We start from the raw sequence: 14,336 nt of genomic DNA, 5'->3' as shown, positions 1-14,336 counted from the left end.
GGCATCTCCAGCCAGCGCGCCCTGCGCATGACTGCCATTCGGTTTTTGCATATGCGAAGAGAATGCTGCGTCGCACAAATGCCGGGTGTAGTGTTCATGTCCGGCTGGTTGCCTGTGTCACAAAGGCCGTTTAGGGTCCCGAACATTCGACGACAGGATCAGACATGTTCCAATCTTTTGAAAGCAAATCCGAACCTGATCAAGCGGGAGCGAGATTGCATCGCCTGCGCGCCCTGATGGCAGAGGCCGGCCTTGATGCGCTTCTTGTTCCCCACAGCGACGAGTATCAAAGCGAGTATCTGCCGCCGAGCGCCGAGCGACTGGCATGGCTGACCGGCTTTACCGGCTCTGCAGGCGCAGCCATTGTCCTGCGGGATCGAGCCATCCTCTTTGTGGACGGCCGTTACACCCTTCAGGCGCGTGAACAGACAGACCCGGCCTTGTTCGAAATCGACAGCTTGATCGACAACCCGCCGCGCGAATGGCTGAAAGCGAGTGCTTCGCGGGGGGCGCGCGTGGGCTTCGACCCTTGGCTGCATACGGTTGAAGAAGTCCGCAGCCTGAGAAAGGCCGTGGAAAAGATCGGCGTCGAAATGGTGGCGCTCGATCGCAACCTGGTCGATGCCGCATGGGAAGACCGTCCCGCCCCACCGGCAGAGCCCGTTCGCATCCACCCGCTGAAATTTGCCGGCGAAGCGGCGGAAGGAAAGCTCAAACGCCTCGCGGGCAAACTGGCGGACGAGGCGGTTGACCATACGGTCTTGACCAATGCGGCATCGCTCGCCTGGACCTTCAATATCCGCGGGAGCGACGTTGCGCACACCCCGCTCACGCTTGGCTTCGCCATTCTCTCGGCAAAAGGCAGGCCGAAGCTGTTTCTTGATGCAAGAAAGCTCATGGGAGAGGCCAAGATCTATCTCGCCCGCCTCGCCGACCTCCACCCACTGGACGAGCTTGAGCCTGCTCTGTCCGCGCTTTCAGCGAACGATGCAAAGGTGGGGCTCGATTTCGGACTTGCTGCAGAGCGCCTTCGCATGCTCATCGAGGAAAGCGGTGGCTCGGTTATCGAACTCACCGACCCGGCCACTCTTCCCCGCGCCGTGAAGAATGAGACGGAACTGAAGGGCGCGCGCACCGCGCATCTGCGGGACGGCGCGGCCCTCGCCCGTTTTCTCGCCTGGGTCGACGCGCAAAAGCCCGAAGCCCTGGATGAAATCACTGTCGTGAAACACTTGGAGGAGTTTCGTCGTCTCGCGGGAGAGGAAGCGCAAATGCCGCTCCGCGACATCTCCTTCGACACGATCTCCGGCTCCGGGCCGAATGGCGCGATCGTGCACTACCGCGTCACCGAGAAAACCAACCGCCGGCTTTCCTCCGGAGAGCTTCTTCTGGTCGATTCGGGTGCCCAGTACGAGGATGGGACGACCGACGTGACACGGACGGTTGCGCTCGGCTCGCCAAGCGAAGAGATGCGCAATCGCTTCACCCTGGTGCTTAAGGGGATGATCGCTATCTCCATGCTTCGTTTCCCTCCCGGTACCCGCGGCATGGATATCGACGCATTCGCCCGCGTGAATCTTTGGAAAGCCGGCCTCGACTACGGGCACGGGACGGGCCACGGCGTCGGGTCCTATCTCGGCGTGCATGAAGGGCCGCAGCGGATCGCCAAGACCGGCAAGGAGAAACTGCTGCCCGGCATGATCCTCTCCAACGAGCCGGGCTACTACCGACAGGGGCATTACGGCATCCGCATCGAAAACCTGATCGTCGTCTCGCCGCCAGAGCCCATCCCTGGCGGAGAGATCGAGATGCACAGCTTTGAAACCTTGACGCTGGTTCCAATCGATCGCCGGCTGATCGAGCCTGATCTCCTTTCGCCGGAGGAACGGGATTGGCTGAACGCCTACCACCGGCGGGTGCTCGAGGAGATCGGCCCATTGCTCGACGGCCAGACAGCCGCCTGGCTGGAGCAGGCGACAGCGCCGCTCTAGCCGAGAAGGTGCCGCAAGGCGATCAGCACGGCGGCGCCAGAGAAGAAGATCGACATGACGCCGCCGCCCAGAAGCGAGACGATTGCGCCGGCGACAAGAGCCGCGATCTCCGCCGGGCCGCCTTCCATGGCGGCCGGCGCGACGAGCGTCGTCAGCACCGCCGCAGGCACTGCGTTGAGGCCCGCCTCGACACGCGGGTGAACCCGATCGAAGCGGGACAGCACGAAATGGCCCCCCGCCCGCGTGAGATAAGTAAAGATCGCGCCCGCGATGATGATCCAGAAGATGGTTGTGGCACTCAATGCCGATCCTCCTCCGTGGCGGCCGGGACAACGGCAGCTCCGAGCATCACGCCGGCAAGTGCGCCGATCGGAACGTGCCATGGGGAGCCAATTGTCCGGTAGGAGACAATTGAAGCAATGGCGCTGACCCCGACGACCGCCAGCCACAGAGGACGCTTGCGAAAGCTCATGACCATCGCAAGAAAATAGATGGGCAGGATGAAATCGAGACCGAATTCGCGGGCATCCGGGATAAAGCGCCCAAAGACTGCCCCTAGCCAAGTCTCGATCACCCAGCAAGCATAAACCGGCAGGGCAACGCCCATATACCAGGCGAACGTGAGCGGCCTGTGGGTCTCAGCCCGGCGCTCGGTTTCCGCAAATTGAGGGTCGACGAGGAAAAAGAAGCCAAGGCCGCGCTGCAGTGGTGTCCAGTGGCCGAGATATCGTCCAATGGTCGCGGAATATAGAACATGGCGAAAATTTACCGAGACGATCGATAAGACGACCACCCAGGGCGCCACGTTAGCGTTGAACAATTCTATGCCGACCATCTGGCTGGCGCCGGCATAAATCGTGGCGCTCATCAATACGGCCTGGAAAAGGGAAAGCCCGTGCTCCACCGCGAGCGCGCCAAAGAGCAGCCCGAACGGCACGACCGCCAGGACGATTGGGACACTCTCCCTTACCCCGGTGAGGAATTCGCTCGACGGTCGCGGCTCGGCAAGACTCTCTGCGCTCATGGGGACCTCCCGCGCAGAAAATAGGTCAGCCAGATTGACCCGTCACATCAATTCCATTGAGGCATCGATGAGATGCGCTGATAAAACAGCCTATCCGCCAATCCTCTGGAACCAGGTATCCTCGTCGATAACCTCGACACCGAGTTCAGCCGCTTTCTTCAGTTTGGAACCCGCGCCCGGGCCTGCCACAACGAGATCCGTCTTGGAGGAAACGGAGCCCGCGACCTTCGCCCCCAGCCGTTCGGCCATGTTCTTCGCTTCGTCCCGGGACATGCGTTCGAGCGCTCCGGTAAACACGATGGTCTTGCCCGCAACCGGCGAGTCGGCGACCGGCCGTTCCGCTTCCAGCACGTTCACCTGCGCCGCAAGCGCCTCCACGAGCCGGCGATTGTGCTCCTCGGCAAAATAAGTGGCGATTGCATCGATCACGGCATCGCCGATATCTTCGAGCGCATCCATTTCGTCGCGTGCGGCAATGTCTCCACCGGCGATTGCGAGAGCCGCGTCGTGGAATTCCTTCCAGGAACCGTAACCGCGCGCCAGCGTCACCGCCGTACGCTCGCCCACATGGCGGATACCGAGCCCATAGATCATGCGGTCGAGCGAAATGGTGCGGCGCGCCTCTATGGCTGAGAAGAGATTGCTGGCAGAGACAGCGCCCCACCCCTCCTTGTCCTTGAGTTTCTTGAAGTTTGTCGCATCGCGTTCTGCAAGCGTGAAGATATCCGCGGGGCTTTTGACCGGCAGGTCGGGATCGTGGAAGAAAAACTCGATCTGCTTCTCGCCCAGCCCCTCGATGTCGAAGGCACGGCGCGAAACGAAGTGGCGCAAGTGCTCGATACGCTGGAAGGGGCACGCAAACTCGCCCGAGCAGCGCCTGACCACTCCCTCCCCTCCGCCGGCCGTCGCGTCACGCACCACCGGCGTCTTGAGTTCGCACGGGCAGACCGTGGGAAAAACGAAATCTTTTGCATCCGCGGGGCGGCGGTCTTCCGCATAGCCAAGGATCTGCGGGATGACATCACCCGCCCGCTGGACCTGAACGGTGTCCCCGATCTTGATCCCCAGCCGCTCGATCTCCTCCGCATTATGCAGCGTGGCATTGGTGACCACCACCCCGCCCACGGTGACGGGCTCCAGCCGGGCGACGGGCGTCAGCGCACCGGTTCGGCCTACCTGAATGTCGATCCCACGCAGGATGGTGAATGCCTTTTCCGCCGGAAACTTGTGCGCGACAGCCCAGCGCGGGCTGCGCGAGACGAAGCCCAGCCGCTGCTGCAAAGCCAGATCGTTGATCTTGTAAACCACGCCGTCGATGTCATAGCCGAGCGTGGCACGCCGTTCCTCGATGGCATGGTAGTGCTCGAGCAATTCGCGCGCAGTCTCGCACAGGCACATCAACTCGTTGGTCCTGAAGCCGTAGCTCTTCAGCGCCTCGACCATGCCCATCTGCGTTTGGGCCGGCATCTCGCTCACCTCTCCCCAGGCATATGCGAAGAATTTGAGCGGGCGTGCCGCAGTGATGGAGGGATCGAGCTGGCGCAGCGAGCCGGCTGCCGTGTTGCGCGGATTTACATAAGTCTGCTTGCCTTCCGCACGCTGGCGCTCATTGAGCGCTAGGAAGTCGCGATGGGTCATGTAGACCTCGCCGCGCACCTCCAGGACCTCGGGAATATCCCCCGCGAGCACTGTCGGGATATCGGCGACGACGCGGGCATTGGCCGTGACATTCTCGCCAACCTGTCCATCCCCGCGGGTCGCAGCGGAGACGAGCCGCCCGTTCTCGTAGCGAATCGAAAGTGACAGGCCGTCGATCTTGGGTTCGGCCGTCATTGCTATCGGCGCATGTGCTTCCATCTTCAGGAAGCGGCGAATTCGCGCAACGAAGTCGATGACATCCTCGTCGCTGAAGGCATTGTCCAGCGAGAGCATCGGCACCTTGTGCCTTACCTTCTCGAACTTTCCCGATACCGGAGCGCCGACGCGGCGGGAGGGCGAATCCTCTCTGATGAGATGCGGGAAGAACTGCTCGATGGCCAGATTGCGCCGCTGCAGCGCGTCGTACTCGGCATCGGAAATGGTCGGCGCATCCTCGGCATGATAGCGCCGGTCATGCTCGGCGATTTCCTTGGCGAGGTGGGCGAGTTCGTCCTTGGCTTGGTCCTCCGTCAATTGTTCGACGGGGATCTTGGCTGTGGTCATGGGCAGCGATCCGGATTCGTTGGGCCGCTACCATATGGCTTTTGACGCGAGTGGCTCAAGCGCTTACGAAACCCAACCAACCGCTCCTGCCATTCTCGATCGATCTCCACAGATTGACCGGTTCGATGCGGTTGGCCTACCCCGCCAGTGCCGCGTTCTCGCGCAGGAGGCGTTCGGCGGCGGCGCGGGCCTCGTCGGTGACCGTGGCGCCGGCGAGCATGCGCGCGATCTCCTCCTGTCGCTGGGCAGCGTTCATGACGGCAACCCCGGTGGTCACCCGGTCATGGCCGCCATTCTTGGCGATCAGATAGTGGGTGCTCGCACGGGCGGCCACCTGCGGCGCATGGGTGACGGAAAGCACCTGGATTCGCTCTGCCAGACGTGCAAGGCGCTGGCCGATGGCATCCGCCACTGCGCCCCCCACGCCCGTATCGATCTCATCGAAGACCAGCGTCGGGGCTGAACCCCGATCGGCAAGGGCCACCTTGAGTGCAAGCAGGAAACGCGAGAGCTCACCGCCCGAGGCTACTTTCATGATCGGGCCCGGCCGCGTGCCGGGGTTGGTCTGAACCCAGAACTCGGCATGATCGATGCCCTCCTCCATGCGATCGTCAGGCTCGCTCTGGATTTCCACGATAAAGCGCGCTCGCTCCAGCTTCAGCGCCGGCAACTCGGCCATCACCGCATCAGCCAGCACTTCGGCAGTGCGCCTTCGTTCTTCCGACAAAAGCGCCGCAAGATCGTCGTAAGCGGCACGGCGAGCCTTCGCCTCCTTTTCCAGGAGAATGAGCCTTTCACCACCGGCGTCGAGATCGGCAAGATCGGCATCCATCCGGTCGCGCAAAGCTGCTAGGTCGTCCACCTGCACATTGTGCTTCCGGGCGACCGCGCGCAGCGCGAACAGCCGCTCCTCCACTTTTTCCAGACGGTCGGGATCATATTCGCTTGCCCGCATCGCGGCATCGACGGCGCTTTGGGCGGCATCGAGCGACAAGAGGGCCTCGTCGAGCGACGTGACGATCTCTTCGAGCAGGCCCGGCGCCTCCTGGGACTTGCGCTGAAGCCGACGCAGGAGGCTTGCGAGTGCCGGAACGGGCGAATTGTTCCCCGACAAGACTTCCTGCGCGTCCGATATATCGGCCGCGATCTTCTCCGCGCGCATCATGCGCGCGCGCTCGTCGGCGAGCTCCGTCTCCTCGCCCGGTTCCGGATCGAGCTTGGACAATTCCTCCACTGACGCCCGAAGGAAATCGGCCTCGCGTGCCGCTGCCTCCACGCGGGCACGGTGGCGTGCAAGCTCCTGCTCCGCCTGCCGCCAATCACGCCAAGCCGTGCGCACGGCGTTCACACGAGAGCCGAGCCCCCCGAACGCATCCAGGAGTTCCCGGTGCGCGGAGGCATCCACCAAAGCGCGTTCGTCGTGCTGTCCGTGAATTTCCACCAAAGCCCGGCCCACTTGGCGCATGAGAGCCACGCTCGCCGGCTGATCATTGATGAAGACACGCGTACGGCCGTCCACCGCCTGGGTGCGTCTTAGAATGATATCGCCTTCGTCATCAATGGCATTCTCTCGCAGGATTTCGCGCGCCGGATGGATCACCGGCACGTCGAAAATGGCAGTCACCTGCCCCTGCTCCGCCCCGTGCCGCACAAGCGATGCATCGCCCCGAGCTCCCAGGGCGAGCGAGAGAGAATCAAGCAGGATCGACTTGCCGGCGCCGGTTTCACCGGTAAGCACCGAGAGACCGGCCGAAAAATCGATGTCGAGCCGTTCGATCAGGACGATATCGCGGATCGAAAGGTGCGACAGCATGGGCGCCGGCGCTAGCCCCCCGTAATGACCGAAGCGGCTCTGGAGATCCAGGAGCCCTTGTCTTCCCGCGGCTCAAGGCCACCGGATTGCAGAAGCGCGTAGGAATCCTTGTACCACTGGCTGTCCGGGAAATTGTGGCCGAGGACAGCGGCCGCGGTCTGCGCTTCGGAAGCGATGCCCATGGCGAGATAGGCTTCTACCAGGCGTGCCAAAGCTTCTTCGACGTGACGCGTATTGCCGTAATTCTCGACCACGCCGCGGAAGCGGCGGATCGCAGCGATATATTCGCGCCGCTCAAGATAATAGCGGCCAACTTGCATCTCCTTGCCGGCAAGCTGGTCGCGCGCGAAGCGGATCTTCGCCTGTGCGTCCGCCACATATTCCGAGTCAGGCCAGACATCGACCACCTGCTGCATGGTCTCGATCGTCAGGCGCGCCTCACGCTGATCCTGCGTCACGTCCTTGATCTGGCGGAAATAGCTCAGGCCGACGAGATATTGAGCATAGGCCGCATCTTCGCTGGTGGGATAGAGCGTTACGTAACGCTTACCGGCGTTGATCGCATCCGTGTACTTGCCTTGCCGATAATTGGCAAAGGTGTTCATGATGAGCGCCTTGCGGGCGAACTCCGAATAGGGATGCTGCCGATCGACCGCCTCGAACTTGGCAACGGCCTCTCTCATGCGGCCGGCATTCAGATTTGCCAAGCCTTGGTTGTAAAGCACGTCGGCAGGCTCGGTCTGCTCGACATAGGTCGAGAGATCCAAATCCTTCTCCGCGTTGCAACCAGCCAGCAAAAGGGGAGCGGCGATCGCCGCAAAAGCCAGCGCATGAGGCCGGGGCCGGCGGAAACTGCTGGCAGGGCGTGTCAAAAACATTCGCAGTCCGTTCCTTTGGATGGCGGAACCAAGATGTGCAGTCATATGCAGAAAGCAAAGACGCGGCAACGCTATCAGGCGCTATTGGCACATTTTTGTGGCGAAATACCAGACAGTTCGCCCATGCCTGTGAATTGAAACCCGATTATGCGCACAATCCACAGGAGAACGGTCTACAGCACCCAGGGTGCGTAGAGCGGCGCGTTGACTGCGATCATCTCTGCGCCGCGCCCGCGGCCTCGCCGGGTGGCCTCCACGATTTCGAACGCCGAACGGTCCGTGAGCAGAAGGCGAAGTGCCGCCGCATTGACGCGGTGGCCCCCGCGGTAAGAGCGGAAACAGCCGATAAAGCGCGCACCGGCCAACGCCAGGTCGCCCACCGCGTCCAGCATCTTATGGCGGACGAATTCGTTGGGATAGCGCAGGCCCTCCATGTTGATGACCCGATGATCCTCACCGATCACCACGGAGTTCTCGAGCGAGGAACCGAGTGCATAGCCAGCGGCCCAGAGACGCTCGACATCCTTGATGAAGCCGAAGGTGCGGGCGCGCGCGATTTCACGGGCGAAGATCTCCGGCGTGAAATCCGTGGCAAAGGATTGCCGTCCGATGGCCGGGCTTTCGAAATCGATCTCCACCTCGAAGCGCGTGCCGTCATAGGGCTGAAACTCGGCCCACGAACTGCCTGATTCGAAACGAACGGGCTTTACGATGCGGATATAGCGGCGCTTCTCGGAAAGCTGGGCGATGCCAGCCTGAGCGAAAGCCTCGACAAAGGCGGAGGCACTGCCGTCCATGATGGGCACTTCAGGACCATCGATCTCTATGGCGACATTGTCGATGCCCATGCCGAGCAGGGCCGCCATGAGATGCTCGACGGTTGCGACATGGTCACCCGCCACGTCTCCTAGGCCGGTGCAAAGATCCGTGGCACCCACTTCCGACGCCAAGGCGCGGATGAGCTTCCCGGAGGCCCCTTTATCGGTGCGCTGGAAGACGACACCGGTGTCGGCATCAGCCGGGCTGAAATGGATGGAGACTGCCTTGCCCGTATGGACACCCACACCGGACAGCATAAGTCGCGACTTGAGAGTCGTCTGATATTCCAACAAATCTACCCCCAGCAAGCTTGCCCACAGCCTTTGCCTGTTGTTCATCTCTTCGGCCGGCTCTGTACGTCGGCAGGCCTGCTATAGGCACCCTGCCCGGAATCAGCAGGAAGATAGTGATGCGGCAGGCGCAGGCCAAATCACGGTTTTTTACCCTTTGTTACCGGTCAGACGATTCGCCCACCAGCACCAATCCTTTGTTTCCAAAGCTTTTTCTGAGACGAAAACGGGCGCTTGAGCGCCCGTTCTCTCCCACGCTGTTACAATGCGTTATCTTCAGTTCGCCTGTCGGCGCAGGAAGGCAGGGATCTCAAGCTGATCGTCTTCCTGGGCCGGCCGCTGCTGCATCACACGGCCCTGATCGTCAAGCTGCCCCCTGCGCGGCGCGTAAATGTTGCTTTCCGCGGCGGCGCGGCGCGGATCGGGCTGGCGCAAACGCGGCTCCGGGGCCTGAGCGGAATGGCTGTCGTCCTCACGGCGTGACAGACCCGTGGTCAGGCGCTTGAGCAAACCCATCGGACCACGGTCCTCCTGCTCCGGGACGGCGCGCGCAGCACCGGCCTGAAGCTCGGCCTGAACCACCGGCGGGAAGTCTTCCACGCGCGGCATACGCGGTGCAGGAGCGGGTTCGACATGTGCGACCGGCTGCGGCTGTGGCTGAGGTTGTGCGACGGGTACTGGCCGCACGACGGCTTCCGGCGCCGGAGCCGCCGGCTTGAAGAGCCTGCTCTGCGGCTGGAAAGCCATGGCATGCGCCGTCGCCGCACCTCCGCCGCCCTGCGCCACGCGAAGAGCGTCGGCAACCATCTCGTGATGGGCGTCCGCGTGGGCTTCGGGCTGGGTCTCGCGCGCGACCTGGGCAACCGGCTGCGGCGCAGGAGCGCGGGTCTCGAAACCGGCCGAAGGCTTCGTCTGAACCTGGACGGGCCGCTGCGGCTGGCGGATCGCGGAAGGCGGCGACGAGATATCATGCGCTGACTTGTCGATTCCGGTGGCCACGACCGAGACACGGATGACGCCTTCCAGCTCCTCGTCGAAGGTGGCGCCCAGGATGATGTTGGCATCCTGATCGACTTCCTCGCGAATGCGGGTCGCAGCCTCGTCCACCTCGAACAGGGTGAGGTCGCGACCGCCGGTGATGGAGATCAGCAGGCCCCTCGCGCCCTTCATGGAGGTCTCGTCCAGAAGCGGGTTGGCGATTGCAGCCTCTGCGGCCGCCATCGCGCGGCCCTCGCCGGAAGCCTCGCCCGTGCCCATCATTGCCTTTCCCATCTCGCGCATGACCGAGCGGACGTCCGCGAAATCGAGGTTGATCAGGCCTTCCTTCACCATGAGATCCGTGATGCAGGCCACGCCCGAATAGAGCACTTGGTCCGCCATCGCGAAGGCGTCGGCGAAAGTGGTCTTGTCGTTGGCGATCCGGAAGAGGTTCTGGTTGGGGATCACGATCAGCGTATCGACGCACTTCTGGAGCTCTTCGATACCGGAATCGGCGATCCGCATGCGGCGCTGCCCTTCGAAGTGGAACGGCTTCGTCACCACGCCGACGGTCAGGATACCCTTCTCACGTGCCGCGCGCGCAACGACCGGAGCTGCGCCCGTGCCCGTGCCGCCACCCATGCCGGCAGTGACGAAGCACATATGCGTGTTCGAGAGATGGTCCAGGATCTCGTCGATGCATTCCTCGGCAGCGGCCTGGCCGACTTCGGGCTGGGACCCGGCGCCCAGCCCCTCGGTGACATGCGCACCAAGCTGGATGATCCGCTCGGCCTTCGACATGGTCAGCGCCTGCGCGTCGGTATTCGCCACGACGAACTCCACCCCGCGAAGCCCCGAGGTGATCATGTTGTTGACTGCGTTACCGCCTCCGCCCCCAACGCCGAAGACGGTGATTCTCGGCTTAAGCTCGGTAATGTCCGGCTTTTTCAGATTGATGGTCATAATCCTGGTCCTTTCCGCCTTGCCCGCTGCCTCGCCGCTGCGGTGTTAATGGCTCTTCCCCCGTCAAAAACTATCTCGCAACCACTGTCCGACACGCTGGAACCTGCCCCCGGTCCCTGTGGAGCGCATGAATAGGCCGCCCTTTGCCGCCGCCCGACTCTCGAATTCCGCAACCTGCGGATAGATCAAGAGGCCGACGGGAGCCGCGAAAGCTGCCCCCTTTGCCGCCTCAGGCAGGCCGGCAACACCAAGAGGCCGACCGAGGCGAACATTCCGTCCCAGAAGCCGCCGGGCGGCCTCCGGCAAACCCGCGAGCTGGCTTGCGCCGCCCGTGAGCACCACGCGGCGCCCGACAAGGGCGCCATAACCTGAACGATTGAGCCGATCCCGCACCAGCTCCAAGGTCTCCTCGACCCGCGCCCGAACAACGCGGGTCATCACCGAACGCGGGACCTGCAACGGCTCGTCCATTTCGTCGCCACCGATGGGCTGGACCGACACCATTTCGCGATCATCGGCAGCGCTGGCCGGCAGCGCCGAGCCATGCATCACCTTAAGGCGCTCCGCATCATCGAGCCGAATGGAAAGGCCGCGTGCCAGATCCATGGTCACGTGATTGCCGCCCACCGGAATCGCGTCGGCATGGACGAACTTTCCTTCGACGAAGACCGACATGGTCGTCGTGCCGCCGCCCATGTCGATGCAGGCAGCGCCCATTTCCGCTTCGTCGTCCACCAGGGCTGCCAGCCCGCTGGCATAGGGCGTCGCGACCATGCGCTCGACCGAGAGATGCGCACGGTTGATGCACAATTCGAGATTTCTGAGCGGCACCGCGTCGGCAGTAACGACGTGCATGTCGACTCCGAGCGTATCGCCCATCATGCCCCGCGGATCGCGGATGCCGCGCTCGAGATCGAGCGAGAAGCCGACCGCGAGGGAGTGCACCACCTCACGCTCGGCGCGCAAGGCCTGACGCGCTCCTGCAAGCAGGACACGCGCGATATCGGCATTCGCCACCTCGTGGCCGCCGAGATTGATCGTCGCCGTAGAGGTCTCGCTACGAATACGCCCTGCCGATACGTTGACGATGAGCGAATCCACCGTCAGCCCGGCCATTCTCTCGGCGGCATCTACGGCAAGCCGGATGGCCTGCTCCGCGCGATCAAGGTCGACAACCACGCCGGACTTGACGCCTTGGGACTTCTGATGGCCGATGCCCACAACCCTGATGCGGTGCGTGCGATGGGGCAGCGCGCGCATATTTTCGTCGGGCAGCAGTTTGGCGATGATGCACGACACTTTGCTCGATCCCACATCGAGCACCGTGATGATGCCTGAGCGCTGGGCCGCCCCGCGATTGCCAAGGAGCCAACTCATGTGCGGGCTCCCTTCTTGCGCTTCCGCTCCATCTCTTCGAACTCTTTCTTGCGCATCTCGGCAGCCTCCGGGGCGAGCGCCACCGTCAACCGGTCCGACAGTCTGAGATCAACCGCTGTAATATCGCGGGAAAGGAGCGAATATTCCGCATCGAGCCGTGAGACTTCAGCCAGCGCCGTCTCCACGCCCTTCTCCGGCAATTTGATCGTGACGCCGTTGTCGAGCCGCAGATCCCACCGCCGGTCGGCCACGCGGATATAAGCCTTCACGCGCCCTTGAAGTCCCCGCACCCTCTCGACTTGCGAAATGAATTGCGGGCCAGTCTTGTCGGCGCCCTCGCCAATGACGAGCGGGAGCGACGCATGACGACCACCGGAGAAGGGAGCGATCACCTCGCCATCTTCTTCGATGATGGAAATCTGGCTGCCCTGCTGCCAAAGGGCGAATGGCTTCTTCTCGACCATCTCGATCGCAAGCGTCGAGGGATAAACCTTGCGGACGGCTACGCTCTCGACCCAGGGAAGCTCGGATATGCGCTGCCTGGCCTCGCGCACGTCGAAGCCCACCATCGACGTCCAACCATCGAGGCCCACTTGCTGAAGCACATCGATCTCGGAGGATTCCCGATTTCCGGCGACCTCCACATCATTGATCGCAAAGCCGACCCGGGAGGTGACCGCCTTCAGCACCTCTTCCGAATGACCACCCTCGATAACACCGTAGATGCCGGTCGCCATGAACAGAGCCAGACTTACCCCGGTCGCAGCAAATGGCGGAAGCCGCTTCTCGCCCAACCGCAGACGCTGCATCATGCGCGCAGGCTTGCGCAGCCACCGCGGCAGCACGATGCCAGCCTCGCCGAAGCGCCCTTTCCCTACCGAGGTCAACGCGAACAAGACGCGTCCTCCACCATCCAACTCAACAGTGCCCCAAAATCGATCCCCGCCTGGGCGGCGATGTCGGGCACCAAGGAGGTCGGCGTCATACCGGGTTGCGTATTGATCTCCAGCCAGACAACCCCTTCCTCCCCGGGAAGCCGGTCGTCATAACGGAAATCGGAACGACTAACACCCCGGCAGCCAATCGCCTGGTGTGCCCTAAGCGCTAATGTTTCTATTTTTTGGTAAATATTCGGTGAAAGTTCCGCAGGACAAATGTGCTTTGAGCCGCCCGGCTCGTATTTCGAGTCATAATCGTAGAAATTATGCCCGAGCGGGACGATCTCACAGACCCCGAGAGCGCGATCGCCCATGACCGCACAGGTAAGCTCGCGACCGGGAACATAGCGCTCAACCATAACCCGGTCGCCATAGACCCACTCGGCAGACCCAAGAATCTGCGGAGGATTCGCCTGCCCCTCGCGAACGATCACGACGCCGAAGCTCGACCCTTCGGCAACCGGCTTCACCACATAAGGCGGCTCCATCGGATGTTCGTTGCCGATCTCGAACCGGCTCAAGACCAGAGATGGAGCAACAGGAACACCCGCAGACATGGCAACGATCTTGGCCAGATCCTTATCCATGGCCAGCGCAGAGGCAAGCACGCCCGAGTGAGTGTAAGGAATGCCGAGATATTCCAGCACCCCCTGGATCGCACCATCCTCACCGAAAGGACCATGCAAAGCGTTGAACGCCACATCAGGTTTCAACTCGGCAAGCACACGCCCAACGTCGCGCGCGACGTCCACGCGCGTAACGCGGTAGCCCTCCGCCTCCAGAGCAGCAGCGCAGGCATTACCCGAAGACAGCGAGACGGGCCTTTCGGACGAAAAACCGCCCATAAGCACGGCCACATGCTTCTTCTTCATTTATCCATGCCCTTCTCCAGCCGCGACACGCGCGGCGCCCTCGCTACTCAAAAACTGCCACTTGGATGAAAGCCCCCGGCAACGAACGCGCCGACTCAAATCAGGAAACACTTCTAGCTAAAGAATCAGAGAGTTGATTCCGTGGCAAGGCCTTGAGATTCCGTGGGATTCAATTTTTCCTAAATTTTGCC

Annotated in this window: 11 protein-coding genes; 1 reads left to right on the top strand and 10 read right to left on the bottom strand. The window is 62.3% G+C overall.

Annotation, left to right across the window (positions count from 1 at the left end):
* Nucleotides 1–164: 164 nt before the first annotated feature.
* A complete protein-coding gene (locus CHEJ32_RS0104675; protein WP_028032821.1) occupies nucleotides 165–1,991 on the top strand; it encodes an aminopeptidase P family protein in 1,827 nt (608 codons plus the stop codon).
* Here CHEJ32_RS0104675 and CHEJ32_RS0104670 read toward each other — a convergent pair.
* The 10 genes from CHEJ32_RS0104670 to CHEJ32_RS0104625 form a co-directional block, all read right to left on the bottom strand.
* Nucleotides 1,988–2,293 (bottom strand): AzlD family protein, encoded by a 306-nt coding sequence (locus CHEJ32_RS0104670; protein ID WP_028032820.1) that lies wholly within the window; start codon nucleotides 2,291–2,293, stop codon nucleotides 1,988–1,990. The two genes, CHEJ32_RS0104675 and CHEJ32_RS0104670, sit on opposite strands and share 4 nt — an antisense overlap.
* Nucleotides 2,290–3,015, bottom strand: coding sequence for an AzlC family ABC transporter permease (locus CHEJ32_RS0104665; RefSeq protein WP_028032819.1), 726 nt, complete (start codon nucleotides 3,013–3,015; stop codon nucleotides 2,290–2,292). Before CHEJ32_RS0104665 ends, CHEJ32_RS0104670 begins: the two co-directional genes overlap by 4 nt.
* A gap of 90 nt (nucleotides 3,016–3,105) precedes the next feature.
* On the bottom strand, nucleotides 3,106–5,217 hold the full coding sequence (gene ligA / locus CHEJ32_RS0104660; RefSeq protein WP_028032818.1) for an NAD-dependent DNA ligase LigA: 2,112 nt from the start codon (nucleotides 5,215–5,217) through the stop codon (nucleotides 3,106–3,108).
* 136 nt (nucleotides 5,218–5,353) lie between these two features.
* Nucleotides 5,354–7,030, bottom strand: a complete 1,677-nt coding sequence (gene recN / locus CHEJ32_RS0104655; protein WP_028032817.1) for a DNA repair protein RecN — start codon at nucleotides 7,028–7,030, stop codon at nucleotides 5,354–5,356.
* 11 nt (nucleotides 7,031–7,041) lie between these two features.
* Nucleotides 7,042–7,908: an outer membrane protein assembly factor BamD gene (locus CHEJ32_RS0104650; protein ID WP_034657841.1), complete on the bottom strand. Its 867-nt coding sequence runs from the start codon at nucleotides 7,906–7,908 to the stop codon at nucleotides 7,042–7,044.
* A 173-nt stretch (nucleotides 7,909–8,081) separates the two neighbouring features.
* Nucleotides 8,082–9,065 (bottom strand): UDP-3-O-acyl-N-acetylglucosamine deacetylase, encoded by a 984-nt coding sequence (lpxC, locus tag CHEJ32_RS0104645; protein WP_371179777.1) that lies wholly within the window; start codon nucleotides 9,063–9,065, stop codon nucleotides 8,082–8,084.
* Nucleotides 9,066–9,293: 228 nt separating this feature from the next.
* Entirely contained in the window at nucleotides 9,294–10,958 is a 1,665-nt protein-coding gene (gene ftsZ / locus CHEJ32_RS0104640) for a cell division protein FtsZ (RefSeq protein ID WP_028032814.1), read from the bottom strand.
* A 63-nt stretch (nucleotides 10,959–11,021) separates the two neighbouring features.
* Nucleotides 11,022–12,335, bottom strand: coding sequence for a cell division protein FtsA (ftsA, locus tag CHEJ32_RS0104635; protein WP_028032813.1), 1,314 nt, complete (start codon nucleotides 12,333–12,335; stop codon nucleotides 11,022–11,024).
* A complete protein-coding gene (locus CHEJ32_RS0104630; protein WP_084032673.1) occupies nucleotides 12,332–13,231 on the bottom strand; it encodes a cell division protein FtsQ/DivIB in 900 nt (299 codons plus the stop codon). Before CHEJ32_RS0104630 ends, ftsA begins: the two co-directional genes overlap by 4 nt.
* Complete coding sequence (locus tag CHEJ32_RS0104625; protein ID WP_028032811.1) at nucleotides 13,219–14,145, bottom strand: D-alanine--D-alanine ligase; 927 nt, start codon at nucleotides 14,143–14,145, stop codon at nucleotides 13,219–13,221. The genes CHEJ32_RS0104630 and CHEJ32_RS0104625 overlap by 13 nt, the downstream gene beginning before the upstream one ends.
* Between the last annotated feature and the right edge of the window lie 191 nt (nucleotides 14,146–14,336).

Origin of the sequence: Chelativorans sp. J32 (assembly GCF_000518985.1) — a bacterium.
GTDB lineage: Bacteria > Pseudomonadota > Alphaproteobacteria > Rhizobiales > Rhizobiaceae > Chelativorans.
Note: the sequence above shows the minus strand (reverse complement) of the source record. Positions and strands in the feature narration are given on the sequence as shown.